This window comes from Xanthobacter autotrophicus ATCC 700552 (assembly GCF_043194565.1).
In the GTDB taxonomy this organism is placed as follows: domain Bacteria; phylum Pseudomonadota; class Alphaproteobacteria; order Rhizobiales; family Xanthobacteraceae; genus Xanthobacter; species Xanthobacter autotrophicus_F.
Genome location: NZ_JBAFVS010000003.1, coordinates 1 through 26,157 on the forward strand (window position 1 = coordinate 1; position 26,157 = coordinate 26,157).

28 protein-coding genes are annotated in these 26,157 nt (G+C 67.7%); 9 read left to right on the top strand and 19 right to left on the bottom strand.

The features are described 5' to 3' along the window. Positions 1–67: 67 nt before the first annotated feature. From fusA to fumC, 11 genes are all read right to left on the bottom strand, one after another. On the bottom strand, positions 68–2,143 hold the full coding sequence (fusA, locus tag V5F48_RS03590; protein ID WP_394040166.1) for an elongation factor G: 2,076 nt from the start codon (positions 2,141–2,143) through the stop codon (positions 68–70). Between the two features lie 18 nt (positions 2,144–2,161). After that, on the bottom strand, positions 2,162–2,632 hold the full coding sequence (gene rpsG, locus V5F48_RS03595; RefSeq protein ID WP_012113698.1) for a 30S ribosomal protein S7: 471 nt from the start codon (positions 2,630–2,632) through the stop codon (positions 2,162–2,164). A gap of 25 nt (positions 2,633–2,657) precedes the next feature. Then, entirely contained in the window at positions 2,658–3,029 is a 372-nt protein-coding gene (gene rpsL / locus V5F48_RS03600) for a 30S ribosomal protein S12 (RefSeq protein WP_012113697.1), read from the bottom strand. A 622-nt stretch (positions 3,030–3,651) separates the two neighbouring features. Then, a complete protein-coding gene (locus V5F48_RS03605; RefSeq protein ID WP_394040168.1) occupies positions 3,652–4,635 on the bottom strand; it encodes a malate dehydrogenase in 984 nt (327 codons plus the stop codon). Positions 4,636–4,849: 214 nt separating this feature from the next. Beyond that, on the bottom strand, positions 4,850–5,230 hold the full coding sequence (locus V5F48_RS03610; RefSeq protein WP_394040170.1) for a hypothetical protein: 381 nt from the start codon (positions 5,228–5,230) through the stop codon (positions 4,850–4,852). A 274-nt stretch (positions 5,231–5,504) separates the two neighbouring features. Next, positions 5,505–6,164, bottom strand: a complete 660-nt coding sequence (locus V5F48_RS03615; protein WP_394040172.1) for a TPM domain-containing protein — start codon at positions 6,162–6,164, stop codon at positions 5,505–5,507. Between the two features lie 33 nt (positions 6,165–6,197). Beyond that, positions 6,198–6,530: a hypothetical protein gene (locus V5F48_RS03620; RefSeq protein WP_394040174.1), complete on the bottom strand. Its 333-nt coding sequence runs from the start codon at positions 6,528–6,530 to the stop codon at positions 6,198–6,200. A gap of 137 nt (positions 6,531–6,667) precedes the next feature. Further along, positions 6,668–7,504: a TPM domain-containing protein gene (locus V5F48_RS03625; RefSeq protein WP_394040176.1), complete on the bottom strand. Its 837-nt coding sequence runs from the start codon at positions 7,502–7,504 to the stop codon at positions 6,668–6,670. A gap of 17 nt (positions 7,505–7,521) precedes the next feature. Next, positions 7,522–8,148 carry a LemA family protein gene (locus V5F48_RS03630; protein WP_394040178.1) on the bottom strand — a complete coding sequence of 209 codons (627 nt, stop codon included), beginning with the start codon at positions 8,146–8,148 and terminating at the stop codon, positions 7,522–7,524. A 171-nt stretch (positions 8,149–8,319) separates the two neighbouring features. After that, complete coding sequence (locus tag V5F48_RS03635; RefSeq protein ID WP_394040180.1) at positions 8,320–8,949, bottom strand: ParB-like protein; 630 nt, start codon at positions 8,947–8,949, stop codon at positions 8,320–8,322. Positions 8,950–9,107: 158 nt separating this feature from the next. Further along, the gene (gene fumC / locus V5F48_RS03640; protein ID WP_394040182.1) at positions 9,108–10,496 is read right to left on the bottom strand and encodes a class II fumarate hydratase; all 1,389 of its coding nucleotides are present in this window, start codon (positions 10,494–10,496) and stop codon (positions 9,108–9,110) included. A 264-nt stretch (positions 10,497–10,760) separates the two neighbouring features. Here fumC and V5F48_RS03645 point away from each other — a divergent pair, with 264 nt between their 5' ends. The 6 genes from V5F48_RS03645 (at position 10,761) to V5F48_RS03670 (ending at position 15,811) form a co-directional block, all read left to right on the top strand. Then, the gene (locus tag V5F48_RS03645) at positions 10,761–10,955 is read left to right on the top strand and encodes a DUF4169 family protein (RefSeq protein WP_394040702.1); all 195 of its coding nucleotides are present in this window, start codon (positions 10,761–10,763) and stop codon (positions 10,953–10,955) included. Beyond that, entirely contained in the window at positions 10,936–11,214 is a 279-nt protein-coding gene (locus tag V5F48_RS03650) for a ribbon-helix-helix domain-containing protein (protein ID WP_394040184.1), read from the top strand. The genes V5F48_RS03645 and V5F48_RS03650 overlap by 20 nt, the downstream gene beginning before the upstream one ends. Before the next feature lie 245 nt (positions 11,215–11,459). Next, complete coding sequence (gene hflK, locus V5F48_RS03655; RefSeq protein ID WP_394040186.1) at positions 11,460–12,617, top strand: FtsH protease activity modulator HflK; 1,158 nt, start codon at positions 11,460–11,462, stop codon at positions 12,615–12,617. Then, positions 12,614–13,540: a protease modulator HflC gene (hflC, locus tag V5F48_RS03660; protein WP_394040188.1), complete on the top strand. Its 927-nt coding sequence runs from the start codon at positions 12,614–12,616 to the stop codon at positions 13,538–13,540. Before hflK ends, hflC begins: the two co-directional genes overlap by 4 nt. Before the next feature lie 18 nt (positions 13,541–13,558). After that, positions 13,559–13,747 (top strand): DUF2065 domain-containing protein, encoded by a 189-nt coding sequence (locus tag V5F48_RS03665; RefSeq protein WP_394040190.1) that lies wholly within the window; start codon positions 13,559–13,561, stop codon positions 13,745–13,747. Between the two features lie 567 nt (positions 13,748–14,314). After that, positions 14,315–15,811: a DegQ family serine endoprotease gene (locus tag V5F48_RS03670; RefSeq protein WP_394040192.1), complete on the top strand. Its 1,497-nt coding sequence runs from the start codon at positions 14,315–14,317 to the stop codon at positions 15,809–15,811. Between the two features lie 107 nt (positions 15,812–15,918). Here the strand turns inward: V5F48_RS03670 and serB are convergent, their stop codons facing one another. Continuing rightward, on the bottom strand, positions 15,919–16,818 hold the full coding sequence (gene serB, locus V5F48_RS03675; RefSeq protein WP_394040194.1) for a phosphoserine phosphatase SerB: 900 nt from the start codon (positions 16,816–16,818) through the stop codon (positions 15,919–15,921). Between serB and miaA the strand changes: the two genes are divergently transcribed. Beyond that, positions 16,817–17,767, top strand: coding sequence for a tRNA (adenosine(37)-N6)-dimethylallyltransferase MiaA (miaA, locus tag V5F48_RS03680; RefSeq protein WP_394040196.1), 951 nt, complete (start codon positions 16,817–16,819; stop codon positions 17,765–17,767). The two genes, serB and miaA, sit on opposite strands and share 2 nt — an antisense overlap. 15 nt (positions 17,768–17,782) lie before the next feature. Here the strand turns inward: miaA and V5F48_RS03685 are convergent, their stop codons facing one another. From V5F48_RS03685 to ccmI, 6 genes are read right to left on the bottom strand one after another with little or no spacing between them, the layout of a single operon-like run. Then, on the bottom strand, positions 17,783–18,286 hold the full coding sequence (locus V5F48_RS03685) for a cytochrome c-type biogenesis protein (RefSeq protein WP_394040198.1): 504 nt from the start codon (positions 18,284–18,286) through the stop codon (positions 17,783–17,785). Then, a complete protein-coding gene (locus V5F48_RS03690) occupies positions 18,283–18,474 on the bottom strand; it encodes a DUF2283 domain-containing protein (protein ID WP_394040200.1) in 192 nt (63 codons plus the stop codon). Before V5F48_RS03690 ends, V5F48_RS03685 begins: the two co-directional genes overlap by 4 nt. Beyond that, on the bottom strand, positions 18,471–18,728 hold the full coding sequence (locus V5F48_RS03695) for a DUF4258 domain-containing protein (RefSeq protein WP_394040202.1): 258 nt from the start codon (positions 18,726–18,728) through the stop codon (positions 18,471–18,473). The genes V5F48_RS03690 and V5F48_RS03695 overlap by 4 nt, the downstream gene beginning before the upstream one ends. Before the next feature lie 3 nt (positions 18,729–18,731). Then, entirely contained in the window at positions 18,732–20,717 is a 1,986-nt protein-coding gene (locus V5F48_RS03700) for a heme lyase CcmF/NrfE family subunit (protein WP_394040204.1), read from the bottom strand. Positions 20,718–20,720: 3 nt separating this feature from the next. Then, positions 20,721–21,200: a cytochrome c maturation protein CcmE gene (gene ccmE / locus V5F48_RS03705; RefSeq protein WP_394040206.1), complete on the bottom strand. Its 480-nt coding sequence runs from the start codon at positions 21,198–21,200 to the stop codon at positions 20,721–20,723. After that, on the bottom strand, positions 21,197–22,378 hold the full coding sequence (gene ccmI / locus V5F48_RS03710; RefSeq protein ID WP_394040705.1) for a c-type cytochrome biogenesis protein CcmI: 1,182 nt from the start codon (positions 22,376–22,378) through the stop codon (positions 21,197–21,199). Before ccmI ends, ccmE begins: the two co-directional genes overlap by 4 nt. Positions 22,379–22,633: 255 nt before the next feature. Here ccmI and V5F48_RS03715 point away from each other — a divergent pair, with 255 nt between their 5' ends. After that, positions 22,634–23,050, top strand: coding sequence for a YidB family protein (locus tag V5F48_RS03715; protein WP_394040208.1), 417 nt, complete (start codon positions 22,634–22,636; stop codon positions 23,048–23,050). 166 nt (positions 23,051–23,216) lie between these two features. Continuing rightward, positions 23,217–25,487 carry a transglycosylase domain-containing protein gene (locus tag V5F48_RS03720; protein ID WP_394040210.1) on the top strand — a complete coding sequence of 757 codons (2,271 nt, stop codon included), beginning with the start codon at positions 23,217–23,219 and terminating at the stop codon, positions 25,485–25,487. A gap of 240 nt (positions 25,488–25,727) precedes the next feature. Here V5F48_RS03720 and yidD read toward each other — a convergent pair whose 3' ends face one another. Continuing rightward, entirely contained in the window at positions 25,728–26,102 is a 375-nt protein-coding gene (gene yidD / locus V5F48_RS03725; RefSeq protein ID WP_394040212.1) for a membrane protein insertion efficiency factor YidD, read from the bottom strand. Positions 26,103–26,157 lie beyond the last annotated feature (55 nt).

The following is a 26,157-nucleotide window of genomic DNA, read 5'->3' on the forward strand; positions in this document are numbered from 1 at the left end:
TGGACTCTCCGTTGGGTCTCTCTGGCGAACCTGAAGGGTGAAACTCGTGAGGCTCAGGCCGACGCCGTCAGGCGTACTTGGCCTGGACCTCCTGGGCGACGTTCGACGGCACCTGCTCGTAGTGGTCGAACTGCATGGTGAAGGTGGCACGACCCTGACTGAACGAGCGCAGGGTGTTCACGTAGCCGAACATGTTGGCGAGAGGCACCATCGCGTTGACCACGTTGGCGTTGCCGCGCATGTCCTGGCCCTGGATCTGGCCACGGCGGGAGTTGAGATCGCCGATGACGGAGCCGGTGTAATCCTCCGGCGTCACCACCTCGACCTTCATGATGGGCTCGAGCAGGACCGGGGTGCCCTTCTGGAGGGCCTCACGGAACGCCGCGCGAGACGCGATCTCGAACGCCAGGGCGGACGAGTCCACTTCGTGGAAGGCGCCGTCGATGAGCTGCACCTTCACGTCCACCACCGGGAAGCCCGCCAGCACGCCGGCGCCAAGCACGCTCTCGAGGCCCTTCTGGACGCCCGGGATGTACTCCTTCGGCACCGCGCCGCCCACGATGGCGCTCTCAAAGGCGAAGCCCTTGCCCACCTCGTTCGGCTCCACGATGAACTTCACCCGCGCAAACTGGCCGGTACCACCGGTCTGCTTCTTGTGGGTGTAGTCCACCTCGTACTTCTTCGTGATGGTCTCACGATAGGCCACCTGGGGGGCGCCGATGTTGGCGTCCACCTTGTAGGTGCGCTTCAGGATGTCGACCTTGATGTCGAGGTGCAGTTCGCCCATCCCCTTGAGGATGGTCTGGCCGCTCTCGAAATCGGTGGACACGCGGAAGGACGGGTCCTCGGCGGCGAGCTTGGAGAGGGCGATGCCCAGCTTCTCCTGGTCGGCCTTGGACTTCGGCTCGATGGCGATCTCGATGACCGGCTCCGGGAATTCCATCTTTTCCAGGATCACGGCCTTGGCGGGATCGCACAGCGTGTCACCCGTGCGCACATCCTTGAGGCCGGCGAGGGCGACGATGTCACCCGCATAGGCTTCCTTGATGTCTTCCCGGTTGTTGGCATGCATCAGCAGCATCCGGCCGACGCGCTCACGCTTGTCGCGGGTGGAGTTGAGCAGGCCCATGCCGGTTTCCATCTTGCCGGCATAGACCCGGCAGAAGGTGATGGTGCCGACGAAGGGATCGTCCATGATCTTGAACGCGAGAACCGCGGTGGGCTCCTCGTCCGAAGGCATGCGGACGGTGTCTTCCTCGGTCTTGAAGTCGATGCCCTTGATGGCGCCGCGATCGATGGGGGACGGCAGGAAGTCCACCACCGCGTCGAGCAGGGGCTGAACGCCCTTGTTCTTGAAGGCGGAGCCGCAGAACACAGGGTTGAACTTGCGTCCGATCACCGCCTTGCGGATCAGCGACTTGAGGGTCGCCACATCCGGCTCGACGCCGTCGAGGTAGGCGGTCATAGCGTCGTCGTCGAGCTCGACGGCGGCTTCCACCAGCTTGTTGCGATACTCGGCGGCCTTGTCGACGAGATCCGCGGGGATCTCCTCGTCATGATACTTGGCGCCGAGGGCCTCATCTTCCCACACGACCGCCTTCATGCGGACGAGGTCGATGATGCCCTTGAAGTTGTTCTCGGAACCGATGGGCAGCTGGCAGCACACGGGGTTGCCGGCCACGCGGTCGATGATCATCTCGACGCAGCGGTAGAAGTCGGCACCGATCTTGTCCATCTTGTTGACGAACACGATGCGCGGCACGTTGTACTTGTCCGCCTGGCGCCACACGGTCTCGGTCTGCGGCTCGACGCCCTGGTTGCCGTCCAGCACGCACACGGCGCCGTCGAGCACGCGGAGCGAGCGCTCCACCTCAATGGTGAAATCCACGTGCCCGGGGGTGTCGATGATGTTCAGGCGCTTGCCCGACCAGATGGCAGTCGTCGCGGCCGACGTGATGGTAATGCCGCGCTCCTGCTCCTGGGTCATCCAGTCCATGGTGGCGGCGCCATCATGGACTTCACCGATCTTGTGGCTCTTGCCGGTGTAATAGAGGATCCGCTCCGTGGTCGTGGTCTTGCCGGCATCGATGTGCGCCATGATGCCGAAGTTGCGGTAGTCCTCGATCGCGTGAGTGCGGGGCATGGAAGTCGTCCTCTCCGATCACCAGCGATAATGCGAGAAGGCGCGGTTGGCTTCCGCCATCCGGTGCGTATCTTCGCGTTTCTTCACGGCGGCGCCGCGATTATTGGCAGCATCGAGCAGCTCGGCGGAGAGACGCTCCACCATGGTCTTCTCGTTGCGGGCACGGGCCGAGGCGATGAGCCAGCGGATCGCCAGGGTCTGGCGACGCTCGTTCCGCACCTCAACGGGAACCTGGTAGGTGGCACCACCCACGCGGCGGGAGCGAACTTCCACCGCCGGAGCCACGTTCTCGAGCGCCTGGATGAACACATCCACCGGATCGTGCTTGGCCTTGGTCTCGACCACGTCGAGAGCGCCATAGACGATGCCTTCGGCGACCGACTTCTTGCCATCACGCATCACGGAATTCATGAAGCGCGACAGAGTGGTGGACCCGTACTTGGGGTCCGGAATGACTTCGCGGCGCTCGGCCTTGTGACGACGGGACATCGTTCAGTTCCTCAACCTAGCCGGATCACTTGGGCCGCTTCGCGCCGTACTTCGAACGGCGCTGCTTGCGGTTCTTGACGCCCTGGGTGTCCAGCACGCCGCGCAGGATGTGGTAACGCACACCCGGAAGATCCTTCACGCGGCCGCCGCGGATCATCACCACGGAGTGCTCCTGAAGGTTATGGCCCTCACCGGGAATGTAGCCGATCACTTCGTAGCTGTTGGTGAGCCGCACCTTGGCGACCTTACGCAGAGCCGAGTTCGGCTTCTTCGGGGTCGTCGTGTAAACGCGGGTGCAAACGCCGCGCTTCTGGGGGCTCGCCTGAAGCGCCGGCGCCTTGTCGCGCGCCTTCTGCGCTTCGCGCGGCTTACGGATCAGCTGGTTGATCGTCGGCATGTACGCCTTCGCCTCGTCCTGATCTGCGGCCTGGGGCCGCATTCTTCATTCGACGACCTTTTCAGGGGTCGCCACGATTGACCCCGAAGGGGCCTCAAATTCCGCTCGCACCAACGAACACGAAAGGCGCCGTCCACGGCCCAAACGGGTGCGGACACGCCTTTCTCGCGACAGAGGATCACAGCGCGCAATTCCCTTACGGGACGACGCCGCGATCATGCACCTGAAGTTATCGCAGTGCTGTTTCTGGCAGCGTTTCGGCTCTTGGGATCGTCTCACTCAAGGCTGGGAAGCCTTTGGGAATGAGAAACCGATCGCTCAGACGCCGACCGCCTGCCGCGAAGTGGGCTGCTTCTAGCCGTAGAGTCGCTCTGCGTCAAGCCTTCGTTGAGAAACGGGCGGGATGAACGCCCGAGTTCGAAGGCATCGAACCGCCTTTTAGCCGCCGATGGGGATGCCGGCGGCTTACCGGGCCTCAAATTGCCTGCCAAAAGGGCGGAATTGGCCCGTGCATAAACCAGCGGCACCGCATCTTTCCGCCCTCGACTGCGCACCGGCGCCCCGATCGCACGCGGCGATGGGGGGCCGGGTCACAGATTCGCGATGAGTCGCACCAGGCAGGTCAGCCCAGCAGGGCGGCCACGCCGTCGCGCTCTTCGAGCAGCTCGTTCAGGGTCTTGTCGAACATGGACTTGGAGAAATCGTCCATGGGCAGGCCCTGGACCACTTCGTACGCGCCGGCGGTGCACACGGCGGGCACGCCGAAGACGATGCCCTCGGGCACGCCGTAGGAGCCGTCGGAGGCCACGCCCATGGACACCCACTTGCCGGCGGTGCCGTGGATCCAGTCATGCATGTGGTCCACGGCGGCGTTGGCGGCCGAGGCGGCCGACGACAGGCCACGGGCCTCGATGATGGCGGCGCCGCGCTTGCCCACCTTGGGCAGCAGGGTCTCGCGATACCAGGTCTCGTCGTTGATGAGCTCCGGCAGCGGCTTGCCGTTCGCGGTGGCGAAGCGGTAGTCGGCATACATGGTCGGGGAGTGGTTGCCCCACACCGCCACCTTCTCGATATCCGCCGTGGCGATGCCGGCCTTGGCCGCGAACTGCGACAGGGCGCGGTTGTGGTCCAGGCGGAGCATGGCGGTGATGTTCTTCGCCGGCAGGTCCGGGGCGCTCTTGGCGGTAATGTAGGCGTTGGTGTTGGCCGGATTGCCCACCACCAGCACCTTCACGTCGCGCTTGGCCACCTCGTTCAGCGCCTTGCCCTGGACCTTGAAGATCTCGGCGTTGGCGGAGAGCAGGTCGGCACGCTCCATGCCCTTCGAGCGCGGACGGGCGCCGACGAGGACCGCGGCGTCAATGTCCTTGAACGCCACCTTCGGATCGTCGGTGATGACCACGCCGGCAAGGTTCGGGAACGCGCAGTCCTCGAGTTCCATCACCACGCCGCCGACGGCAGCCTGCGCCTGAGGCAGATCCAGAAGCTGGAGGATGACCGGCTGGTCCTTGCCGTACATGTCGCCGTTGGCGATGCGGAAAAGCAGCGAATAGCAAATCTGACCGGCGGCGCCCGTGACAGCGACGCGAACGGCGGGTTTGGTCATGAGAAGAAGCCCTTTGCCTTAGGTCGAGCCCCGAAGGCTCGGGCGCGCAATCTATGCCGCAGCGCGGCGGAAGGAAAGGCACGAGGCGGGGCCGATTCGGGGCTTGCCGTGGGACCTTGGTCTTAGGCGGGCAGTGCCGTCCGCGCCCGATCGTTCGGGCGCGGGCTGGCCATCAGCGCGGCGGATCTTCCGCGAAACCTCCGGCGTCCCCGGCTCAGGCCCTCGGAAACTTCGCCGCTTTCAGGAAAACCGCCAGTTCCTCGAAATCATCGCCGCCCACGGGATACTCCGCCTTGGTGATGAAGGGCACGGTGATCGCGATCACGCCGCCGTCCCTGGTGGCCACGAGGCTGCAGTCCACGTTCGGGTCGAACGGGCCGGGTGCGTCGGCCTTGCAGGAAATCGCGTAAGCGGAAACTGCCGTAACATCGTAGAGATCATAGGCTAGGAGACTTTTGGGACGGTCCAGTGCCGGATTTTGGCCATTGCCCCATGTCGCAAGGCGGATAGCGGCGGCGGCCGGTCCGGTCTTCTCCAGGTAGATCTGGATTTTCTCTCCGGCCCGACCACTCGACCAGACGGTTGCTGTCGGCATGTTTCCCCCCATCCGAGCGGAAAAAGTGGGATCGCAAAGCCCCCTGCCCTGCAGATGAGATGAACGCATCCACAGCACTGCCGCGCCCCGCCCGGAAACAGGCGCGACCGTGTCCCTAAGCGTGTAGGGAAGCTGAAGACAATCTTAGATTGTAGTTACGAGCGACACAACTGGAAAGGCCAGGAGCCCTACGGTTTCCGTCCCGCACGGCAAACCAGAGCGCCATGGAGGTCCGGGTCCACTCAGGCCATCGCGAGAGGCCGCTCCCCCACCCTCACAGCACGATCACGTGGTTGGAGAGTTCGTTGCGATCGTCGGGCCCGCGCGGCAGGGCGCCGGAGAGCAGTTCGCCCGCCTTCTCGACGCCGCAGACCAGCCCGTCCGCCAGGCTCCCCTGCCGGGCGCGGGAGGCCACCGCTCCACAGATCTCCTGCCAGGCCCCGTGGCCCAGCGGGGTGTGGACCCCCTCGTCCGCCACCACCTCCACCAGCCGCTCGCGGGCCGCGGCGTAGATGAGGATGCCGGTGCGCCCCGCCGTCTGGGGGATGCCGTAGGCCAGGAAGGTTTCGATGGCCGCGCTGCGGGCGGCCGCCTTGAGCGCGAGCCGGGGAACGACCCGCGGTGCCACACTGGGCAGCATCAGCACCGCCGCGATCACCACGAAAAGCACCGCCTGCACCGTGAGCGTTGTCAAAGATGGCATGGGGCGCACCAGCACCACCAGCCACGGCAGGACCAGGGCGGCGAGCGAAGCCCACAGCACCGAGAAAAACGGATGCTGTACCAGCGGCGCCTGCGCCACCACCACGCGGATTTCGGCCGAGGTCTTTGCCTCCGCGGTCGCGATCGCATCGGCGATCCGCAGCAGCGCCGCTTCGGACAGGCCGATGCCGACGGCATCCTCGGTAGGCGAAGCGGGTGCCAAGTCAGTCATCAATACTCTCCAGCCATCAATGCTCTCCAGTCATCAATACTCTCCCGATGCTCCGGCTCCGCCCGACGAACCTCCACTACGGTCAACGGAAGGGGACCTGCCGGTTTCCGAACGCTTGCCGCTCGTGATGCGTATGTCCCCGGTCGCGCGGGACAAAAAGCCAACCACCCGGCGCAGCCGGCTGGTGCGGGATTGCGGCACGAACCCGAAAGCCAGCATCAGCTTCGCCAAAACGGAGACCACCACAAGCGCCGCAATGACGAGGAAGAGCAGCATCACCAACGCCGCGCCAAGGCTCACCGTCTCGACATCGGAACCCGCCGCTCCGGCCGTCGCCGCAGCCATCGCCGCATCGGCGCTGGACATCAAGGCGAAGGCAGAAAGAACGATGGCGGCTGGTGCGCCGGCCGCACGGCCGGACCGATCCGCATCTCTCCGGCCGCCTTCTCCGACACCCCTGCCTGCGCTCCGGTGCATGCTGCCAGTCCCCGCCATGCCCATATTCACCAGTCTCCCGAGGCGCCGCCGCCGCCGGAAGATCCCCCGCCGCCCGACCAGCCGCCGCCGCCGCCGCCAGACCAGCCACCGGAGCCGCTGCCCCAGTCCCAGCCGGAGGCCGCGCCGCCCGCCGCAGCCGCCCCCCCGCGCCGACGCGTCACCGCCCCGCCCCGAGGGCCGCCCCCGCCCCGCGTGACCCGCCAGATGATGAAGCCCCAGAAGACGATCATGGCGATGAGGAAGAGGATGTTGTCCACCTCCTCCTCGCTCATGCCCGGCTGTTCCAGCGCCTTGGCGCGGGCGCGGGCCTCGTCGGGATCGAGGTTGAGGATTTCGAGGATGGCGTCGGTGCCCTTCACGATGCCGCCGGCCATGTCGCCGGCCTTGAAGGCGGGAACGATGGCGTTGCGGATGATGGTGGAGGCCACCGCGTCGGTCAGGATGCCCTCAAGTCCGTAGCCCACCTCGATGCGCACCTTGCGATCGGTGGGGGCGACGAGCAGGAGCACGCCGTTGTTCTTCTTCGCCTGCCCGATCTGCCAGAAGCGGAACAGTCGGTTGGCGTAATCCTCCACCGAGGTGCCCTGGAGCGAGGGGACGGTGGCCACCACCACCTGATCGGTGGCCTTGGCCTCCTGCGCCGCCAGCCGGGCGTCGAGGGCCGCGAGGGTTCCGGCATCGAGCACATGGGCGGCATCCACCACCCGGCCGGTCAGAGCGGGGAACGTCAGCTCCGCCCACGCCGGCGCCCCGGCGAGGAGCACCAGCGCGATAAGAACGGGCGCCGCAAGGCAAAGCGCAGCGCGCGCCGCAGACCGGATGGATTTGGACAGGCGGGCCATGGCCGCCTCCCTCAGGTTCAGTTGAACTTCACCTTCGGAACCTGCATCTGCTGCTCGGAGATGGTGAAGGTCTCCATGGGCCGGTAGCCGCGATAGAAGGTGGACGCCCACAGCAGGCCGGGGAAGGTCTTCAGCTCGGTGTTATAGACCCGCACCGCCTCGATATAATCGCGCCGCGCCACGGCGATGCGGTTCTCCGTGCCCTCGATCTGCGACTGGAGGGCGAGGAAGTTCTGGTTGGACTTCAGGTCCGGATAGGCTTCCGACACCGCGATCAGCCGGCCGAGCGCGCTGGAGAGGCCCGCCTGCGCATCCTGGAACTGCTTGAACTGGGCGGGATCGGTGACGGTGGAGGCGTCGACCCGGATCGAGGTGGCCTTGGCCCGCGCCTCGATGACCGAGGTCAGCACGTCCTTCTCCTGGGCCGCATAGCCCTTCACCGTTTCCACCAGATTGGGAATGAGGTCGGAGCGGCGCTGATACTGGTTGAGCACCTCGCTCCAGGCGGCCTTGGCCCGCTCTTCCTCGGTGGGGATCACGTTGATGCCGCAGCCGGCCAGCATCAGCCCGGCGAGCACGGCGAAAAGCGGCGCCCGCAGGCGGGCGAACTGCTGGAGTGCGGTGGACTTGAGCGCGATGATCATGGCGGCCCCTCCCCTGTCTCGGCGCATCGGCCCCGACCACAACCGTCGGCAGCCCGGCGGGCTTATAACACGGCGAAGCTCGGGAAAGGTCCCGGGTGGATCAACCCAGACGACGCGCGCCCTTCCGTTGCGAAAAGGCGATCCATCAGATCAAAACCATGGGCGGATCCCTCACTTCGGACCAAGATAGCCCGGCAGGTCCTGCGCCTCATCAAGGCGGGAGAGCTTCGCCGCGAGTTTCTCCGCCAGTTCGATGTCGCTCTGGAGCAGCCGCGTGGTCATGAAGGAGCGATAGTAATTGCCCCACATGAATTCCTGGAACGGCGTGTCCTCGTTGGAATAGGCCTTCCCCCGCACGCCGCGGGCGAGGGTGCGCCACGGGTTGTCGGTGAGTTCACTGATGTGCTCGGGGATCTTGATGCACGGCCGCCGGTTGCCGTCCACGTCGATGGGCCAGCAGAAGCCCTGCGTCTCCATGCGGTGCCAGAAGGTCGGCACGTCGAGGTCGGACCAGTCGGCCCGGGGCGTGCCCACCATCACCGTGTCGTGGCCGATCTCCAGCAGCGCCCGGCACAGGTGGTGGTGGTCGATCATGTAGAGACGCTTCTTCGGACCAAGCACGCAGGGTACCGCCTTCTCCTCCAGCAGCGCCAGCAGCTCGCGCCGGGACAGGCCGGCCATGATCTTCGCCCGGCGCTTCACCTCGGAAAGCCCGAGGGTGAGCTGGGTGGGACGCAGCCCATCGATGGCCACTTCGCGCAGGCCGCTCTGCGCCGGGTCCGCGGGCCGCTCGTCGGTCATGGTCTTCTCCCTGGAGCGTTTCGGTATGAACCCAGCCGGTCTCATGCCCGGAAAACGCCGAAAACAGCTTCAGCGCCGCGGCGCCAGCATGGCCGAAAACGCAAGCGGCGGCACCCCACCCGGGTTGCCGCCGCGCCGATGCCTGATGCCGGCAAGGATCAGCCGGGCGAGATCATGTTCTCGGGGCGGACCACGGCGTCGAACTCCTCGTTGGTCACATAGCCGCCGCCGACGGCCTCCTCGCGCAGGGTGGTGCCGTTCTTGTGCGCGGTCTTGGCGATCTTGGCGGCGTTGTCGTAGCCGATCTTCGGAGCCAGCGCGGTGACCAGCATCAAGGACCGCTCCAGCGCCGCCTTGATGTTGTCCTCGCGCGCCTCGATGCCGACGACGCAATTGTCGGTGAAGCTCACCGCCGCGTCCGCCATCAGCCGCACTGACTGGATGAAGTTGTAGGCCATCACCGGGTTATAGACGTTCAGCTCGAAATGGCCCTGGCTGCCGGCGAAGCTGAGCGCGGCATTGTTGCCGAAGATCTGCACGCAGACCTGGGTGAGCGCCTCGCACTGGGTCGGGTTCACCTTGCCCGGCATGATGGACGAGCCGGGCTCGTTCTCCGGCAGCGACAGCTCGCCGAGGCCCGAGCGCGGGCCCGAGCCGAGCAGGCGGATGTCGTTGGCGATCTTGAACAGGGAGGCCGCCACGGTGTTGATGGCGCCGTGCGAGAACACCATGGCGTCGTGCGCCGCCAGCGCCTCGAACTTGTTGGGGGCGGAGGTGAAGGGCAGGCCGGTGATGGCGGCGATCTTGTCCGCCACCGCCTCGGCGAAGCCCACCGGCGCGTTGAGGCCGGTGCCCACCGCGGTGCCGCCCTGCGCCAGCTCCATCAGCGCCGGCAGGGTCAATTCGATGCGCTTGATGCCGTTCTCGACCTGCTGGGTGTAGCCGGAGAATTCCTGGCCCAGGGTCAGCGGCGTCGCGTCCTGGGTGTGGGTGCGCCCGATCTTGATGATGCGCGCCCACTGCTGCGACTTGTCGTTCAAGGCGTTGCGCAGCTTCTGCAGGGCCGGCAGCAGCCGGTGGACGATCTCTTCCGCGCAGGCGATGTGCATGGCGGTGGGATAGGTGTCGTTGGACGACTGGCTCATGTTGACGTGATCGTTGGGATGCACGGGCTTCTTGGAGCCCATCTCCCCGCCGAGCATCTGGATGGCCCGGTTCGAGATCACCTCGTTGGCGTTCATGTTGGACTGGGTGCCCGAGCCGGTCTGCCAGACGGCGAGCGGGAAATGGGCGTCGAGCTTGCCCTCGATCACTTCCTGCGCGGCGGCGACGATGGTGTCGGCGAGCTTGGGATCGAGCCGGCCGAGGTCGCGGTTTACTTCGGCGGCGGCACGCTTGACGATGCCGAGGGCCCGCACCACCGGGAGCGGCTGCTTTTCCCAGCCGATCTTGAAATTCCCCAACGAGCGCTGCGCCTGCGCACCCCAATAGCGGTCGGATTCAACTTCGATGGGACCGAACGTGTCGGTCTCGATGCGGGTGCTCATGGCTTAGCCTTTCAATGGTCTCGCGGCGGCGGGCTCATAGCACAGCTGGCGGCCCTCGGGGGAGTTAGACATCCAGGCTAAAATAATTCCAGGGTGGTAGCCCGCGGATGTTACCTCTCTGAGAATTCGCCATATCTTTAGCCTGCCCTAGGGTATTAGTATCTCGCTGGGCGCGTGGGCCTGACGCGGTGCGCCGGCCGTAAAAAATCACCGGCCGCCGGGTCGGAGGAAACCGGCGACAAGGTGAGGGAAGCGTTGGGCGACGTGGTCAATCTTCATCGGGCGCGCAAGGCGCGGGTCCGTCAGGCGGCGCAGACGGCGGCCGGGGAGAACCGAATCCGATTCGGGCGGACCAAGGCTGATCGTGAAAGGCTGGCAGACGAGCTTGAGCGGCAGCGACGCCACCTTGAGGGCCACGCCCTGACCGAGAGGGAAGAACATGAAAAGCCCCGTGGTTAAGAGATCCATCGTCATCGCCGGCCACAAAACCAGCGTCAGCCTAGAGGACGCCTTCTGGGAGGCGTTGAAGGAGATTGCCAGCGGCCGCCGGCTCACCCTGTCCGACCTCGTGGCGACCATCGATTCCGCCCGCACGCAAGGCAACCTGTCGTCCGCCATCCGCCTCTTCGTCCTCGATTACTATCGTGGCGTGGCAACGGCGGCCCGGACCCAGGCCGTGGGAGAACGGATTCCCATGGCAAGTCCTCCCGTTGCGTAAAGCGCGGCTCGACCTTATCTGCGAACGAGGCTGACCGCGCGTCGCGTTGAAAGGCGACGCGCGGTTTCCTATAACCGCCCGGCCAGGCGGGGTGGCTTCAGGTGCTGGCGGTCGCTGGCGCCGGGCTGGCCTCCTCGGATGGGTCCGCCTGTCGGATCGGGTTCGTTGCGGCATGCCGCACGAGCCCGGCGGAGGCTCGCAGCGACGCGTGTGCCGATGGCGGCACCGCTCACGGGAGACGACGGATGTCGTGGAAGAATCAAAGTGGCGGCCCATGGGGTAATGGGCCGCGGGGTCCCTGGGGTTCGGGGCCCTCTTCATCAGGACCGACGCCGCCAGATCTCGAAGACTTGATCCGCCGCAGCCAGGACCGGCTGCGCACCATGATACCCGGCTCCTTCGGTGCCAAGGGCATCGCCGTCGTCATCGCTCTGGTGGTGTTCGGCTGGCTCATGTCCGGCTGGTATCGCGTGCAACCGGACGAACAGGGCGTGGTGCTGCAGTTCGGCCGCTATGTGGGCACGACCCAGCCCGGCCTGAACTATCACTGGCCCTATCCGATCCAGTCGGTGCTGACCCCCAAGGTCACCTTCGTCAACCGCATCGACGTCGGCATGCAGGTGACCGAGGACGCGCGCCGCGGCTCTCCCGTGATGCGCGACGTGCCGGCGGAAAGCCTCATGCTCACCGGCGACGAGAACATCGTGGACGTGGACTTTGCGGTGTTCTGGGTCATCTCCAACGCCCAGGACTATCTGTTCAACGTCCAGAACCCCGAGGGCACCATCAAGGCGGTGTCCGAGAGCGCCATGCGCGAGGTCATCGGCCGCACCAACATCCAGCCCATCCTCACCGGCGCCCGGCAGAACATCGAGACCGGCGTGCAGGAGCTGATGCAGTCGGTGCTGAACAGCTACAAGGCCGGGGTGCAGATCACCCAGGTGCAGATGCAGAAGGTGGACCCGCCGAGCCAGGTCATCGACGCGTTCCGCGACGTGCAGGCCGCCCGCGCCGACGCCGAGCGCTCCCAGAACGAGGCGCAGACCTACGCCAACCGCGTCCTCCCCGAGGCGCGCGGCGAGGCCTCCCGCATCGAGAATGCCGCCCAGGGCTATCGCGAGCGCACCGTGGTGGAAGCCCGCGGCCAGGCGGCGCGCTTCCTAAAGATCTACGACGAGTACCAGAAGGCCAAGGTGGTGACGCGCGAGCGCATGTATCTTGAAACCATGGAACGCGTGCTCGGCGGCGTGGACAAGGTGATCGTGGATTCAGCCGGCACCCGACAAGGGCCAGGTGGGGCAGCGACCGGCGGGTCAGGCGGCGTCGTGCCCGTCCTGCCGCTCAACGACCTCCTCCGCCGCCAGCCGGCGCCTGCCGCCCAGACCCAGGGAGCCACGCGATGAGAAATCCCATCCTCGGCGGCGTCTTCGCCATTCTCGGCGTCGTCACCCTCATCCTCATCTATTCCGCGGCCTTCATCGTCCACCAGACGCAGCAGGCCCTGGTGTTGCGGCTCGGCGACCCGCTGGCCCCCGTCACCACGCCCGGACTGCACTGGAAGGTGCCGTTCATCGACAGCGTGGTCTATCTCGACAACCGCATCCTCGACCTCGAAAACCCGTCGCAGGAAGTCATCGCCGCCGACCAGAAGCGCCTGGTGGTGGATGCGTTCGCGCGCTATCGCATCACCAATCCGCTGCGCTTCTACCAGTCGGTGGGCACGGTGCAGGGCGCCAATTCGCGCCTGTCCACGGTGCTCAACTCGGCGCTGCGGCGGGTTCTCGGCGAGAACAGCTTCATCAGCGTCGTGCGCGACGGCCGTGAGGGCCTGATGCACCAGATCGCCGAGCAGGTGAACCGCGAGGCGTCCAACTTCGGCATCACCGTGGTCGATGTGCGCATCCGCCGTGCCGACCTGCCGGAGGCCAACAGCCAGGCGGTGTTCCAGCGCATGCAGACGGAGCGCCAGCGCGAGGCGGCCGAAATCCGCGCCCAGGGCAACGAGGCCGCCCAGCGGCTGCGCGCCCGGGCCGACCGCGAGGTGACCATCGTGGTGGCCGAAGCCAACTCGAAGGGCGAGCAGGTGCGCGGCGAAGGCGATGCGGAACGCAACCGCATCTTCGCCGACGCGTTCGGGCGCGATCCGGACTTCTTCTCCTTCTACCGGTCCATGCAGGCCTATGAAGCGAGCATCAAGCCCGGCGACACCCGAATGGTGCTGAGCCCGGATGCGCGCTTCTTCCGCTACTTCCAGGACCCCGTGCAGGCCCCCGTGCAGAACCCCGCGAGCGTGGTGAGCCCCACTGCTCCCACGGCCGGCAACTAAAAAAGGGCCGAGTGCGGCATGAAGGATCTGATCGCCGCGCTCGGCCTTATGCTCGCCATCGAGGGCCTGTGCCTTGCCGCCTTCCCGGCGGCGTGGCGCAGGGCCATGGACGCCATCCTCCACGCCCCGGAGACGCCCATGCGCCTCGCCGGCCTGGGCGTCGGCGCCCTCGGCGTGCTGGTGGTCTTCCTCATCCGGACCTTCTGAGATCGAGGGGACGATCGCGACCAAGGCCGGGCGGATTGGCCCTAGAGCGTTTTCGAGCGAAGTGGATACCGGTTCGCGTAAAGAAAACGCGTCCATGCAAGAAGCTAGAGCGATTGCCGTGAGCCGGTGCAAACGGAAAGCGCTCTAAACTTAAGGAAAGAGAACGCGTTATCCGATCGGATTGCGATGCAATCTGATCGGCGCGTGCTCTAGTGCCGCCGGCATGGTCGAAAACGCCCCCGAGACAGAAAACGCCCCGAGACAGGCGCACCGGCCTCTCGCAAAGTTGACCGCCCGGTTCGCCCGTGACACGGCGGACGGGGCGGTCGCGTTTTAGCCGTATTGCGACCGCACCGATTCACCTGTGAGCAGAGCCGATCCGACCGCTTGCCGGTCGCATCGGGTGGTCTGCTGGTCTTGAATGCGGGGACGGGCCTGCGCCGGGTCGACAAGGCCCGGATGGGTCCGGCTCCGGTGTAGCCGACGCCGGATCGTGACCGCTCGGGACTTGCGCCCGCGCGGCGGCCGGTTCAGCCTCAAGGAACGACCGCCGCGTCGAGGAGAGACATGCCCCACCCGCTTCGTTCCTCAGCTCCCGCCCTCCGCCTGCCCGCCTTCGTCCTGGCAGCCGCCCTCGCACTCCTCACCGCGACCCTCTCGACCCTCGGCCCGCTTCCCCTCCTCGCGGCCCCCGGCAAGGGGCCGGACACGGTGGCGGATGCGGCGGAGCGGGTCATGGATGCGGTGGTGAACATCTCCACCTCGCAGAACGTGGCGGCCTCGCGCTCGGTGCCCCAGCCCCAGCTGCCGCCGGGCTCGCCGTTCGAGGACTTCTTCGACGAATTCTTCAAGCGCAAGCAGGAGGATGGCGGCGAGCAGCGCTCGCGGCGCGTCTCGTCCCTGGGCTCGGGCTTCGTCATCGACCCGTCGGGCCTCATCGTGACCAACAATCACGTGATCGCCGATGCGGACGAAATCTTCGCCAATTTCAACGACGGCTCGAAGCTGAAGGCCGAGCTGATCGGCCGCGACGCCAAGACCGACCTCGCCCTGCTGCGGGTGAAGCCGGACAAGCCGCTCACGGCGGTGGCCTTCGGCGACAGCGAAAAGCTGCGGGTGGGCGACTGGGTGATGGCCATCGGCAACCCGTTCGGCCTCGGCGGCACGCTGACGGTGGGCGTGGTCTCCGCCCGCAACCGGGATATCAATTCCGGCCCCTACGACAATTTCATCCAGACCGACGCCGCCATCAATCGGGGCAATTCGGGCGGGCCGCTGTTCAACATGGAGGGCGAGGTGATCGGCATCAACACCGCCATCATCTCCCCCTCGGGCGGCTCCATCGGCATCGGCTTCGCGGTGCCAGCCGCCACCGCCAAGCCGGTGCTGGCCCAGCTGGAGCAGTTCAAGGAGGTGCGCCGGGGCTGGATCGGGGTGCGCATCCAGCCGGTCACCGACGATATCGCCGAGAGCCTGGGCCTCGGCAAGCCGCGCGGTGCGCTCATCGGCGTGGTCTCGGAGAACAGCCCGGCCGCCCAGGGTGGCATCAAGGCCGGCGACGTGATCGTGAAGTTCAACGGCCGCGACATCAAGGAGGTGCGCGACCTGACCCGCACGGTCGCCGATACCATGGCCGATACCGAGGTGGATGTGGTGGTGATGCGCAAGGGCAAGGAAGAGACCTTGCGCATCAAGGTCGCCCGCATGCCCGAGGACGACAAGCCGGAGACCGCCAAGCCCGCCGCCGAAACCCAGAAGGCCGCGCCCCGGAAAGCCCTCGGCATCGAGCTCACCGCCATCAGCGACGAACTGCGCAAGCGCTATTCCATCAAGAGCGAGATCACCGGCGTGGTGATCACCGGGGTCGATGCCTCCACCCCCGCCGCCGACAAGGGGCTCAAGGCCGGCCAGGTCATCGTCCAGGTGGGCCAGGAGACGGTGGCAAGCCCCGCCGACGTGGAGAAGCAGGTGGACGCCCTACGCAAGCAGGGCAAGCGCTCGGCCCTGTTCCTCGTCTCCGACGGCGACGGCAAGCAGGAATTCGTCACGGTGCCGCTGAACTGAGGGGCGTCACGCCCGAACACCTGCACGCGGGCGAGCGAACACGCGGGCGAGCGAAACGGCGGGGACGACGGCAGTGGGGCGCCTGCTCCGTCCCCCGCCACGCGGCCTCAGGCGGTGTGGAACTCGCTTAGCGCATAGCCCTGCATGTAGAGCAGCGCGGTGAGGTCGCCGTGATCGATGCGCACATGGGCCGCCGCCGCCACCGCCGGCTTGGCGTGATAGGCGACGCCCACCCCCGCTTCCTCCAGCATGGCGAGATCATTGGCGCCGTCGCCCACCGCCATGGTCTCGGAGGGGGCGAGGTGCATGCGGTCGCGCAGTTCCTCAAGAGCGGCAAGCTTGGCCTCACGGCCGAGGATGGGCTCCGCCACCGCGCCGACGAAGCGATCCTCGTCGATGAGCAGGGTATTGGCCCGGTGCTCGTCGAAGCCCATGCGCGCGGCGATGGCGCTCGTGAACACGGTGAAGCCGCCGGAGACCAGCGCCGTATAGGCCCCGTTCGCCTTCATGGTGCCCACCAGTTCGAGCCCGCCGGGGGTGAGGCTGATGCGCTCGCGCAGCACGTCGGCCACCACGCCGGCCGGAAGGCCGCGCAGCAGCGCCACGCGCTCGCGCAGCGCCGGCTCGAAGGCGATCTCCCCGCGCATGGCGCGCTCGGTGATGGCGGCCACATGGGCCTTCACGCCCACGAGGTCGGCCAGTTCGTCGATGCATTCCTGCCCGATCATGGTGGAATCCATGTCGGCGAGGAAAAGCTGCTTGCGCCGGGCCGCCTCAAGCTGCACCACCACGTCGATGGGCGCATCCCCGAGGGCGGCGCGCACCGCATCGGCGAGGGCGCGGGCATCGGTGCCCAACGGCGGGGCGAAATGGATGTCCACGGCCACGTCGGGGGCAAGAACGACGGCGTCCTGCGCCTCGGGCAGGACCGCGCACGCATCATGGATTGCCGCGCGGGTCAAAGCCGGGGCAGATGGGTTGGAAATCAGCGTCGCGACGTAGGCCATGGCGATATCGGTACTCGAACAGGGGAATGAGCCACAGGCGGTGCTCATCGCAGGTCCCACCGCCAGCGGCAAGTCGGCCCTCGCGATGGCGCTCGCCGAGCGGCTCACGGGCATCGTGCTCAATGCAGATTCCATGCAAGTCTATGGCGATCTTCGGGTGCTCACGGCGCGGCCGACCGTCGCGGAGGCCGCGCGGGTCCCCCACGGCCTCTATGGCCATGTGGATGCGGACACGGATTATAGTGTCGGCCGCTGGCTCGCGGATGCCACCTGCGCCCTCGCAGCCGCGCGCGAACAGGGGCTTTTGCCCATCGTCGTCGGCGGCACCGGCCTTTATTTCCGCGCGCTGACGCAGGGGCTTGCCGAGATCCCGCCGGTGCCGGAGGCGGTGCGGGCGCAGGTGCGCGGCATGGCGGAAGCCCTCGACAATCCCGCGCTTCACGCCCGCCTCGCCGCCCTGGACCCGCAGATCGCCGCCCGGCTCCAGCCCAACGACCGCCAGCGGGTGCTGCGGGCGCTGGAGGTGATCACCGCCACCGGCCGCTCCCTTTCGGAGTGGCAGAAGGATGCGCCGCGCCCGGTGCTGGACGCATCCCGCTGCGTGCGTCTCGTGCTGGAGGTGGACCGCGCGGCGCTGCGCCAGCGCATCGATACGCGCTTCGCGGCCATGATGGCGGACGGCGCGCTGGAGGAAGTCCGACGGCTGGCGGCGCGCCGGCTCGATCCCGCCCGCACGGTGCTCAAGACCCTCGGCGCCCCCGCCCTGACCCGGCATCTCAACGGCGAGATGACGCTGGAAGACGCCATCGCCGAGGGCCAAGGCGACACCCGCCGCTACGCCAAGCGGCAGGAGACCTTCTTCCGCCACCAGATGGCCGACTGGCCCCGCGCCACGCCGGAGGCGGCGCTGGATGCGTTGCTTGGCATGATCAACACACCCTCGTCCTGAGTCGGGTCCAGCCGCTCAGCGGTTTTCGGGGGGTGATTTTTCCCGATCCACCAGCAGGGTCTCAAGCCGGGCTTCCTCGTCGGCAGAGAGGCGCTGGGGGGCGACCGCGCGGCGGCGCTTCAGGCCGAAAAATGCGGCGAGCGCGCCCAGCATCAGCACCAGCACCGGCGCCGCCCACAGCAAGGCGTTGCGCCACGACATGACCGGCCGCAGCAGCACGAACTCGCCATAGCGCGCCACCATGAAATCCATCACCTGCCGGTCGCTGTCCCCTGCCTTCAGCCGCTCGCGCACGATGAGGCGCAGGTCCTTGGCGAGCGGGGCGTCCGAATCGTCGATGGACTGGTTCTGGCAGACCATGCAGCGCAATTCGGCCGAGATGGCGCGGGCGCGGCTTTCCAGCACCGGATCGCCCAATACCTCGTCCGGCTGCACCGCCAAGGCGGGCAGCGCGAAGCTGGCGAGGAGGAGCAGGGCGATGAGAATCGCGCGAGGCCGGAGGAAGGACTCGCGCATCATTCCGCCGCCGCCGGCACCGCGCCGGGCGCAAGGCGCTTCGCCGCGTCGAGCACCTCCATAGCGAGGATCCGGCCCTGCGCATCGAAATCAAGGACGATGCCGGGCGAGACTTCCTCGCTCTCCACGATCGTGCCCTTGGCGAAACGGACGAACATGGCGTCCGTCTCCTTGTCGTAGTCCACCGTCATGGCCGTCGCGCTCCGCGGTCGAGAAAGACCGTCACCACGAAAACTCCCAGCTCGTCCTCACGATATACCACGCGCAGGATACGGCCGCCGCGCTCGGGAACGGCGACATAGACCCGGCGCAGGGAGGGATCGCCGTCATCTGCCGCCTCCCAATCGGGCGCAACGATGCCCCGTTCGATCCAGTCGCGTTCAATCTCCCGCTCCCGCGCCGCCACCTCGGCATGGCGGGATAGCCGGACGGGGCCCTTCGTCATGCATCACTCCGCCGGCACCGCGGCGCGGGGGCGCTTGGTGGCGGGGCGGGGGGCGCCGACGCGCAGGCGACGGTCGGCCAGCGACAGGCCGCCGCCGAGCGCCATCACCACCGCGCCGAGCCAGATCAGCGTCACGAACGGCTTGTAGGTGGCGCGCATGGAGATGTGGCCGTCCGGGCTCTCCTCGCCCATGCTCACATAGAGCTGGCTGAGGCCGAAGGTGCGGATGCCGGCTTCGGTGGTGGCCATCTGCCGGGCCGCGAACATGCGGCGCGACGCCTCGGTGGTGCCCTGCGGCGCGCCGTCCTCGCGGATGGAGAACACCGCGGTGCGGGCACGGAAGTTGGCCCCGGTGCGGTTTTCCAGCCGATCAAGGGTGAGGCTGCGCGCGCCGATGGTCACGGTGTCGCCGAGCTTCACGGCGGCGATCTTCTCCAGGCTCCAGCCGGTCTCGCACACGATGCCGAGCAGGCACACCCCGACGCCGAAATGGGCAATGGCGGTGCCATAGGCGGAGCGCGGCGTCCCGGCGAGGCGCGCCAAAGCCACCCGGGCCGTCACCCGGCCGAGGCCGGCGCGCTCGGCGATGTCGGTGAGCGCCCCCAGCATGATGAAGACGGCAAGCCCCACCGCCAGCGGCGCCAGCACCGGCCCGCCCGTGGTGGCGGCGGCGATGACCACGGCGGCCACTACCGCGAGGGCGGCGGCCAGCATCAGGCGCTGGGCCACGCCCATGAGGTCCCCGCGCTTCCAGGCGAGCAGCGGGCCGAACGGCATGGCGAACACCAGCGGCACCATCAGCCCGCCGAAGGCGAGGTTGAAATAGGGCGGCCCCACCGTGATCTTGTCCCCGGTCAGCGCCTCCAGCGCCAGCGGGTAGAGCGTGCCCACCAGCACCGCGCCGGTGGCGGCGGTGAGGAACAGGTTGTTGAGAACCAGCGCCCCCTCCCGCGAGATGGGCGCGAACAGCCCGCCCTGCTTCAGCTCCGAGGCGCGGAAGGCGAACAGCGTCAGCCCGCCGGCGATGAAGAAGGTGAGGATGGCGAGGATGAACACGCCCCGCGCCGGATCGGTGGCGAAGGCGTGCACCGAGGTGAGCACGCCGGAACGCACCAGGAAGGTGCCCACCAGCGACAGCGAGAAGGCGAGGATGGCCAGAAGGACGGTCCACACCTTCAGGGCGTCGCGCTTCTCCATGACCACGGCGGAATGCAGCAGCGCGGTGGCCGCGAGCCAGGGCATGAGGGAGGCGTTCTCCACCGGGTCCCAGAACCACCAGCCGCCCCAGCCGAGTTCGTAATAGGCCCAGTAGGAGCCCATGGCGATGCCCAGCGTCAGGAAGATCCAGGCGGCCAGCGTCCACGGCCGCACCCAGCGCGCCCAGGCGGCGTCGATCCGCCCCTCGATCAGCGCCGCGATGGCGAAGGCAAAGGAGATGGAGAGCCCCACATAGCCGAGATAGAGCAGCGGCGGATGGATGGCGAGGCCGAGATCCTGGAGGATGGGATTGAGGTCGCGCCCTTCCGCCGGCGCCGGCACCAGGCGCGCGAACGGGTTGGAGGTGAACAGGATGAACGAGAGGAAGGCCGCCGCCACCGCGCCCTGCACCGACAGCACCAGCGCCTTCAGCCGGTCCGGCAGGTTGGTGCCGAACAGCACCACCAGCGCGCCGAAGAAGGCGAGCACGAACACCCACAGGAGCATGGAGCCCTCGTGGTTACCCCAGGTGGAGGTGATCTTGTAGATCAGCGGCATCTGGGAGTGGGAGTTCTCCGCCACGTTCACCACGGTGAAGTCCGAGGTGACGTAGAGCTGCACCAGCGCGCCGAAGGCGAAGGCGATGAAGCCGAACAGGGCCAGCGCGATGGGTCCGGCGGAGCCCATCAGCACCGGGTCGTTGCGCCGGGCGCCCCACGCGGGAAGGATCACCTGAGCCAGCGAGAGCGCGAAGGCGAGGGCGAGGGCGTACTGGCCGATTTCCGCGATCATGGCTCAGCTCCCCGGTGCGCGCTGGGCCGGTTCGGCGGCGCCGGGCGCGGGTGCGCCGTCCTTCCAGCGGCCCTGCTGCTTCAGCGCGTCGGCCACCTCGCGGGGCATGTATTTCTCGTCGTGCTTGGCGAGCACGCTGTCGGCCTTGAAGCTGCCGTCGCTCTGGAGCGCGCCCTCGGCCACCACCCCCTGCCCTTCCCGGAACAGGTCCGGAAGGATGCCGGAATAGGCCACCTTCACCGTGGCGTTGCCATCGGTGACCTTGAACGTGGTGAGGGTGCCGGACTTTACGACGCTGCCGGTCTCCACCAGCCCGCCGAGCCGCAGGCGCGCGCCGGGGGCCACAAGCTGCTGGGCGACATCCGTCGGCGAGCGGAAGAACACGATGGTGTCGTTGAGGGCGGACAGGATGAGCCCCGCCGCGAGCGCGAGCACGCCTAGTCCCGCTCCGATGAGAACCAGCCGCCGGCCTTTGCGCGTCATCCTTTTTCTCCCGCTCCCGTCTTCGCCTCGAGCTCCTTCTCGGCGGCATCGAGCCGCCCGAGAGCCTCTGCATTATCCTTGAAGGCGGCACGGGCCTTTTTGAGGGCGTCCACCGCCTTGTCCTTGTCGCCCAGCACGCCGTAGGCGCGCACCAGGCGCAACCAGCCCTCGATATCGTTCGGCTCGCTATCCAGCCGCTGGGCCAGGCGATCCACCATGCCACGAACCATGGCGTTGCGCGCGTCGCTCGACATGGTAGCTGCCGCTGCGACATCCGCCGCAGCGGGACCGGGGGGAACCGGGCCGGGCGCTCCCGCGACAGGGGCCGCGGGCGCCGTGCCGCCCACCCGGGCGAGGGCCGCCGCCACCATGGGCCGATAGGGCGCATCGGCCGGCGTGCGAGCCAGCAACTGGCCCCAGATCCGCGCGGCGTCCGCGCTGCGCCCATCCTGCTCGGCGGCAAGGCCGAGGAAATAGGCGGAGCGCGGCTCGTTGGGGTCGAGCGCCAGCGCAGCGGCAAAGGCGCGGGCGGCATCGGCAGTCACGAGACCGTCGGACGCGACCACCAGCGCATCGCCACGGGCGGAATGGCGCGCCGCGGAAGGCCCGAGGATGCGGATGGCCTCGGCATAGGCGCGGGCGGCATCCTCCGGCCGGCCCATGCGCAGATAGACCGGCGCCAGGATCTCGTAGCCGGCCCCGTCATTGGGATTCTTCTGGAGATGCTCTTCCACCCGCCGCACCAGGATGGCGACATCGCCGCGGTCGGGGGCCGCCGTCAGGCGCTCGGCCAGCGGCGCGCCGGGGAGCCGGGGGGAACCGAGCATCCCATAAAGGCCCGCGGCGAAGACCGGCACGAACAGCAATGCAAACACGGCGGCGGCGCGGCGGCGCCAGGTGGTCTGGCGCGTGATCCGCGCCGGATCCTCGACCGGAGCCGTTTCCCGTGCGGAATCGGCCGCCAGCATGCGCCGCGCCACCTCGATGCGCGCGGCTTCCGCCTCGGCCTTGGGCAGGCGTCCGGACTTGGCATCGCGGACAATCTCGGCGAGCTGGTCGCGATAGACGGCAAGGTCGGCCTCCCGCGCGGGCTGCGGGGTGCGCGCGCGCGACAGGGGCCACAGCACGGCGAGCGCCGCGAGTGCGGTCATGAGCGCAAAGGCTGCGAACAGGGACAGTGAAATCATCACCCCAGAGCCGTTAACGGGTGAAAGGATGGCTGCATAGGCCACATGCCGTCTCAGCGGCGCGGAGCCGCAGGGTGCACTCCAACTTGTGATCGGAAACCTGTGATCGGCCTTGGGTGGCTCCGGGCACAATCGACTTCGCACACCCGATCCGGTACACCAACCTCCACCGCGCCGCATCATGCAGTGCAGCGGAGCACCATAGGACGCGCGGGCGCGCGCAACGGGACCAACGGAGCGTCGGCCATGGGCCTCTTCGACAATATGGTGGGTGGTATTCTGAGCAACATGCTGAGCAAGGCCGGCACCGATGGCGCCGGCAGCCTGCTGGAGACCGTGCTGAACGGCCCCATGGGGCAGATGCTGCCGGGCCTGCTCAACTCGGCCTTTGCCAAGACCCCGTTCGGCAGCCTCGACGGGGTGCTGGAGCAGCTTCAGCAGGCCGGCCTCTCGGACGCGGTGGCAAGCTGGATCTCCACCGGCCCCAACGCGCCGGTGAGCGCCGATCAGATCACGGCGGCCCTCGGCGAGAGCCAGCTGACCGAGGTGGCCACCACCCTCGGCCTGTCGGCGGAACAGCTGCCGGACCTTCTGGCGCAGCACCTGCCCACCATCATCGACCGCCTGAGTCCAGACGGCGTGCTGAACGTGCCGGGACGGTAAGCCGGCCTTCCCCGTCAAAGCCGCGCGCCGCCAAACTCGCGCGATTTTCGGCGGCGCGTTATAGAGTGGGGCCAAGCGACACCGACATGAGTGACACAGACATGAGCGGCGATGCGCAGGCGCGGGGGCGCCGCCGGAGCCGCTGAGCCGAAACCGAGCCCGAACCGTGACCGAGCGCGAACCCACCGACCCCAAGGCCAGCGACGACAAGCGCTCCGATTCGCAGCGCCCCGGCCCGGCGCGCTCGTCCCTCGGCACGCGCCTGCGTGGGCTGATGCTCGATTTCGATGCCCTGCTGGACAGCGGGCTGTTCAGCCTCGGCGCGCGGACCCGGCGAGGACTGTCCGCCTATGCGGCCTTCACCGAGCGGTTCAACCTCACCGGCGTGCCGCGCTTCGCCGCCGGCATGGCCTCCGAGGGCCTGACCCTGTCGCTGGCTGGCGCGCTGGTGATGCTGGCGCTGGCCATCCCCGCCTTCCACGAGACCTCCGACGACTGGCTCAAGCGCACCGAACTGGCCGTCACCTTCCTCGATCGCTACGGAAACACCATCGGCGAGCGGGGCGTGAAGCAGAACGACACGGTGCCGCTGGAAGACATCCCGGACAACCTCATCAAGGCGACGCTGGCCACCGAGGACCGGCGCTTCTACGAGCACTGGGGCATCGATGTGGCCGGCACGTTCCGCGCCGTGGTCACCAATGCGCGGGCGGGCGGCGTGCGGCAGGGCGGCTCCTCGCTCTCCCAGCAGCTCGCCAAGAACCTGTTCCTGTCCAACGAGCGCACCATCGAGCGCAAGATCAAGGAAGCCTTCCTCGCCATCTGGCTGGAAGCACGGCTGACCAAGAGCCAGATCCTGAAGCTCTACCTCGACCGCGCCTATCTCGGCGGCGGGGCCTATGGGGTGGATGCGGCGGCCCGCTATTATTTCGGCAAGTCGGTGCGCGAGGTGAACCTTGCGGAAGCGGCCATGATGGCCGGCCTGTTCAAGGCCCCGTCCAAATACGCCCCCCACGTCAACCTGCCCGCCGCCCGCGCCCGCGCCTCCACCGTGCTCGACAATCTGGTGGATGCCGGCTTCATGACGGAGGGCCAGGTGTTCGGCGCCCGCCGCAACCCGGCCACCCCGGTGGACCGCCGCGACGACGACGTGCCGGACTTCTATCTCGACTATGCCTTCGGCGAGGTGAAGAAGCTGGTGGACCAGCTGCCCCAGTCGGTGGTGGAGCGCAACTTCATCGTGCGCACCGGCCTCGACCCCAACATCCAGAAGGTGGCGGACGCGGCGCTGGAGACCTCGCTGGCCGAATTCGGCCGCGACTACAAGGTGAAGCAGGGCGGCATCGTGGTGATGGAGCCCAACGGCACCCTGCGCGCCATGGTGGGCGGGCGCGACTATGGCGAAAGCCAGTTCAACCGCGCCACCGATGCCCTGCGCCAGCCCGGCTCCTCCTTCAAGCCCTTCGTCTACACGGTGGCGCTGATGAACGGCTTCAAGCCGTCCACCATCGTGCAGGACGCGCCCATCTGCCTCGGCAACTGGTGCCCGCAGAATTACGGGCGCTCCTACATGGGCTCCATCACCCTGAAGACCGCGCTCCAGCATTCGCTGAACACGGTGGCGGTGCGCCTCGCGGAGAAGTTCGGCCGCCGCAAGATCGTGGACCTCGCCCACCAGATGGGCATCCGCACCCCGCTGCCCATCAGCGCCCCCCTGCCGCTGGGCGCCGCCGAGGTGACCCTGTTCGACATGACCGCCGCCTATGCCGTGTTCGCCAATGCGGGCAAGAGCGTCTACCCCCATGCCGTGGTGGAGATGCGCGTCGGCAACGGCGAGGTGGTCTGGCGCTTTGACCGCGACGCGCCCAAGAGCGTGCAGATCATCCCCACCCAGCAGCTCAATGACATCAACGACATGCTGAACAACGTGGTGGAGAACGGCACCGGGCGCCGCTCCCGCCTCGTCAATGCCAAGGTGGCGGGCAAGACCGGCACCACCAATGCCTATCGCGACGCCTGGTTCATGGGCTTCACCGGCAATTATGTGGGCGGCGTGTGGTTCGGCAACGACGACTACGCCATGATGAACAAGATGACCGGCGGCTCGCTGCCCGCCATGACTTGGCAGAAGGTGATGGCCTATGCCCACCAGGGCATCGAGATCAAGCCGATCCCCGGCGTCACCTCGCCGATCCCGAAGCTCGATGAGGCACCCGCGTCCATGACCGTGGCCGGTCTCGACACGGAACGCCCGATCACCCTCTCCCCGCGCGCGGCGGAGCGGCTCGCGGGGCTCGAGCGCATGCTGAAGGAGGCCGAGGTCCGCCTCACCGACGCCACCCCCGCGCCCCAGCCCGCATCCCGCGCCGCCGGCCCGGTGGCCCCCGGTGCAGCCCCCGGTGCAGCCCCCTTGCCCGCCCCCGTGCAGCGCAACTGAGCACCAGCCTGACGGCGCATCGCGTCCCGGACCAGCGACGGCGCAGCCGGAGCGCCGAGCCGGGACGTAAGTGCAAGACTTCTTCACACGACTCCAGCGCAGCCGGCAATCGGGTGTCCCGGTGTTCGGGCCAGGAAGCGCCTGCGGCGGAGTCCTTACGCTGGGCCCCGGCTCTCCTTCCACTGCGCTGCGCTTCGTTGCAGTCGGCTGGGGCACGAGGCTCGCACGGGCTTCAGCCTCTCAGCCAGCGCCGTCCGGCTCCTTCGGCATGCGCCAGACGCCGTAGCGCCAGAAGCGATACCAGCGGCCATCCGCCGGCAGGCAGCGGGGCACCGGATCGTAGCCATGCCCGCCCCAGGGATGGCAGCGGCAGATGCGGGCGGTGGCCATGACCGAGCCGGCAAGCGCACCATGGCGCATCACCGCCTCTTCCGCATAGTCCGAGCAGGTGGGCAGATAACGGCACTGCCGGCCCATGAAGGACGACAGCGTATAGCGATAGATCAGGATCGGCACGCGCAGGGCATGGCGCGGCAGGCGGCGGATGAAGCCCGCCAGCCCCGACGGCGCCGCACCTGCATCCATGGGGTCGCCCCCTGCCCGTTCCCCGTCCATGCGGTCTTCCCTGTCGCCTCAGATTCGCCATGGTGGCCGGCACTGATGATGCCAT

Bases quoted from the DNA above. Each gene is read 5' to 3' on its own strand.
- V5F48_RS03620 (WP_394040174.1), bottom strand. From the start codon at position 6,530: ATGTCCAGCGCCGATGCGGCGATGGCTGCGGCGACGGCCGGAGCGGCG.
- V5F48_RS03700 (WP_394040204.1), bottom strand. From the start codon at position 20,717: ATGATCGCGGAAATCGGCCAGTACGCCCTCGCCCTCGCCTTCGCGCTC.
- V5F48_RS03630 (WP_394040178.1), bottom strand. From the start codon at position 8,148: ATGATCATCGCGCTCAAGTCCACCGCACTCCAGCAGTTCGCCCGCCTG.
- rpsG (WP_012113698.1), bottom strand. From the start codon at position 2,632: ATGTCCCGTCGTCACAAGGCCGAGCGCCGCGAAGTCATTCCGGACCCC.
- yidD (WP_394040212.1), bottom strand. From the start codon at position 26,102: ATGGACGGGGAACGGGCAGGGGGCGACCCCATGGATGCAGGTGCGGCG.
- V5F48_RS03690 (WP_394040200.1), bottom strand. From the start codon at position 18,474: ATGACGGTGGACTACGACAAGGAGACGGACGCCATGTTCGTCCGTTTC.
- V5F48_RS03605 (WP_394040168.1), bottom strand. From the start codon at position 4,635: ATGACCAAACCCGCCGTTCGCGTCGCTGTCACGGGCGCCGCCGGTCAG.
- miaA (WP_394040196.1), top strand. From the start codon at position 16,817: ATGGCGATATCGGTACTCGAACAGGGGAATGAGCCACAGGCGGTGCTC.
- V5F48_RS03685 (WP_394040198.1), bottom strand. From the start codon at position 18,286: ATGATGCGCGAGTCCTTCCTCCGGCCTCGCGCGATTCTCATCGCCCTG.
- V5F48_RS03635 (WP_394040180.1), bottom strand. From the start codon at position 8,949: ATGACCGACGAGCGGCCCGCGGACCCGGCGCAGAGCGGCCTGCGCGAA.
- fumC (WP_394040182.1), bottom strand. From the start codon at position 10,496: ATGAGCACCCGCATCGAGACCGACACGTTCGGTCCCATCGAAGTTGAA.
- V5F48_RS03610 (WP_394040170.1), bottom strand. From the start codon at position 5,230: ATGCCGACAGCAACCGTCTGGTCGAGTGGTCGGGCCGGAGAGAAAATC.
- V5F48_RS03615 (WP_394040172.1), bottom strand. From the start codon at position 6,164: ATGACTGACTTGGCACCCGCTTCGCCTACCGAGGATGCCGTCGGCATC.
- rpsL (WP_012113697.1), bottom strand. From the start codon at position 3,029: ATGCCGACGATCAACCAGCTGATCCGTAAGCCGCGCGAAGCGCAGAAG.
- fusA (WP_394040166.1), bottom strand. From the start codon at position 2,143: ATGCCCCGCACTCACGCGATCGAGGACTACCGCAACTTCGGCATCATG.
- hflK (WP_394040186.1), top strand. From the start codon at position 11,460: ATGTCGTGGAAGAATCAAAGTGGCGGCCCATGGGGTAATGGGCCGCGG.
- V5F48_RS03695 (WP_394040202.1), bottom strand. From the start codon at position 18,728: ATGACGAAGGGCCCCGTCCGGCTATCCCGCCATGCCGAGGTGGCGGCG.
- hflC (WP_394040188.1), top strand. From the start codon at position 12,614: ATGAGAAATCCCATCCTCGGCGGCGTCTTCGCCATTCTCGGCGTCGTC.
- V5F48_RS03670 (WP_394040192.1), top strand. From the start codon at position 14,315: ATGCCCCACCCGCTTCGTTCCTCAGCTCCCGCCCTCCGCCTGCCCGCC.
- serB (WP_394040194.1), bottom strand. From the start codon at position 16,818: ATGGCCTACGTCGCGACGCTGATTTCCAACCCATCTGCCCCGGCTTTG.
- V5F48_RS03715 (WP_394040208.1), top strand. From the start codon at position 22,634: ATGGGCCTCTTCGACAATATGGTGGGTGGTATTCTGAGCAACATGCTG.
- V5F48_RS03665 (WP_394040190.1), top strand. From the start codon at position 13,559: ATGAAGGATCTGATCGCCGCGCTCGGCCTTATGCTCGCCATCGAGGGC.
- V5F48_RS03625 (WP_394040176.1), bottom strand. From the start codon at position 7,504: ATGGCCCGCCTGTCCAAATCCATCCGGTCTGCGGCGCGCGCTGCGCTT.
- V5F48_RS03650 (WP_394040184.1), top strand. From the start codon at position 10,936: ATGAAAAGCCCCGTGGTTAAGAGATCCATCGTCATCGCCGGCCACAAA.
- ccmE (WP_394040206.1), bottom strand. From the start codon at position 21,200: ATGACGCGCAAAGGCCGGCGGCTGGTTCTCATCGGAGCGGGACTAGGC.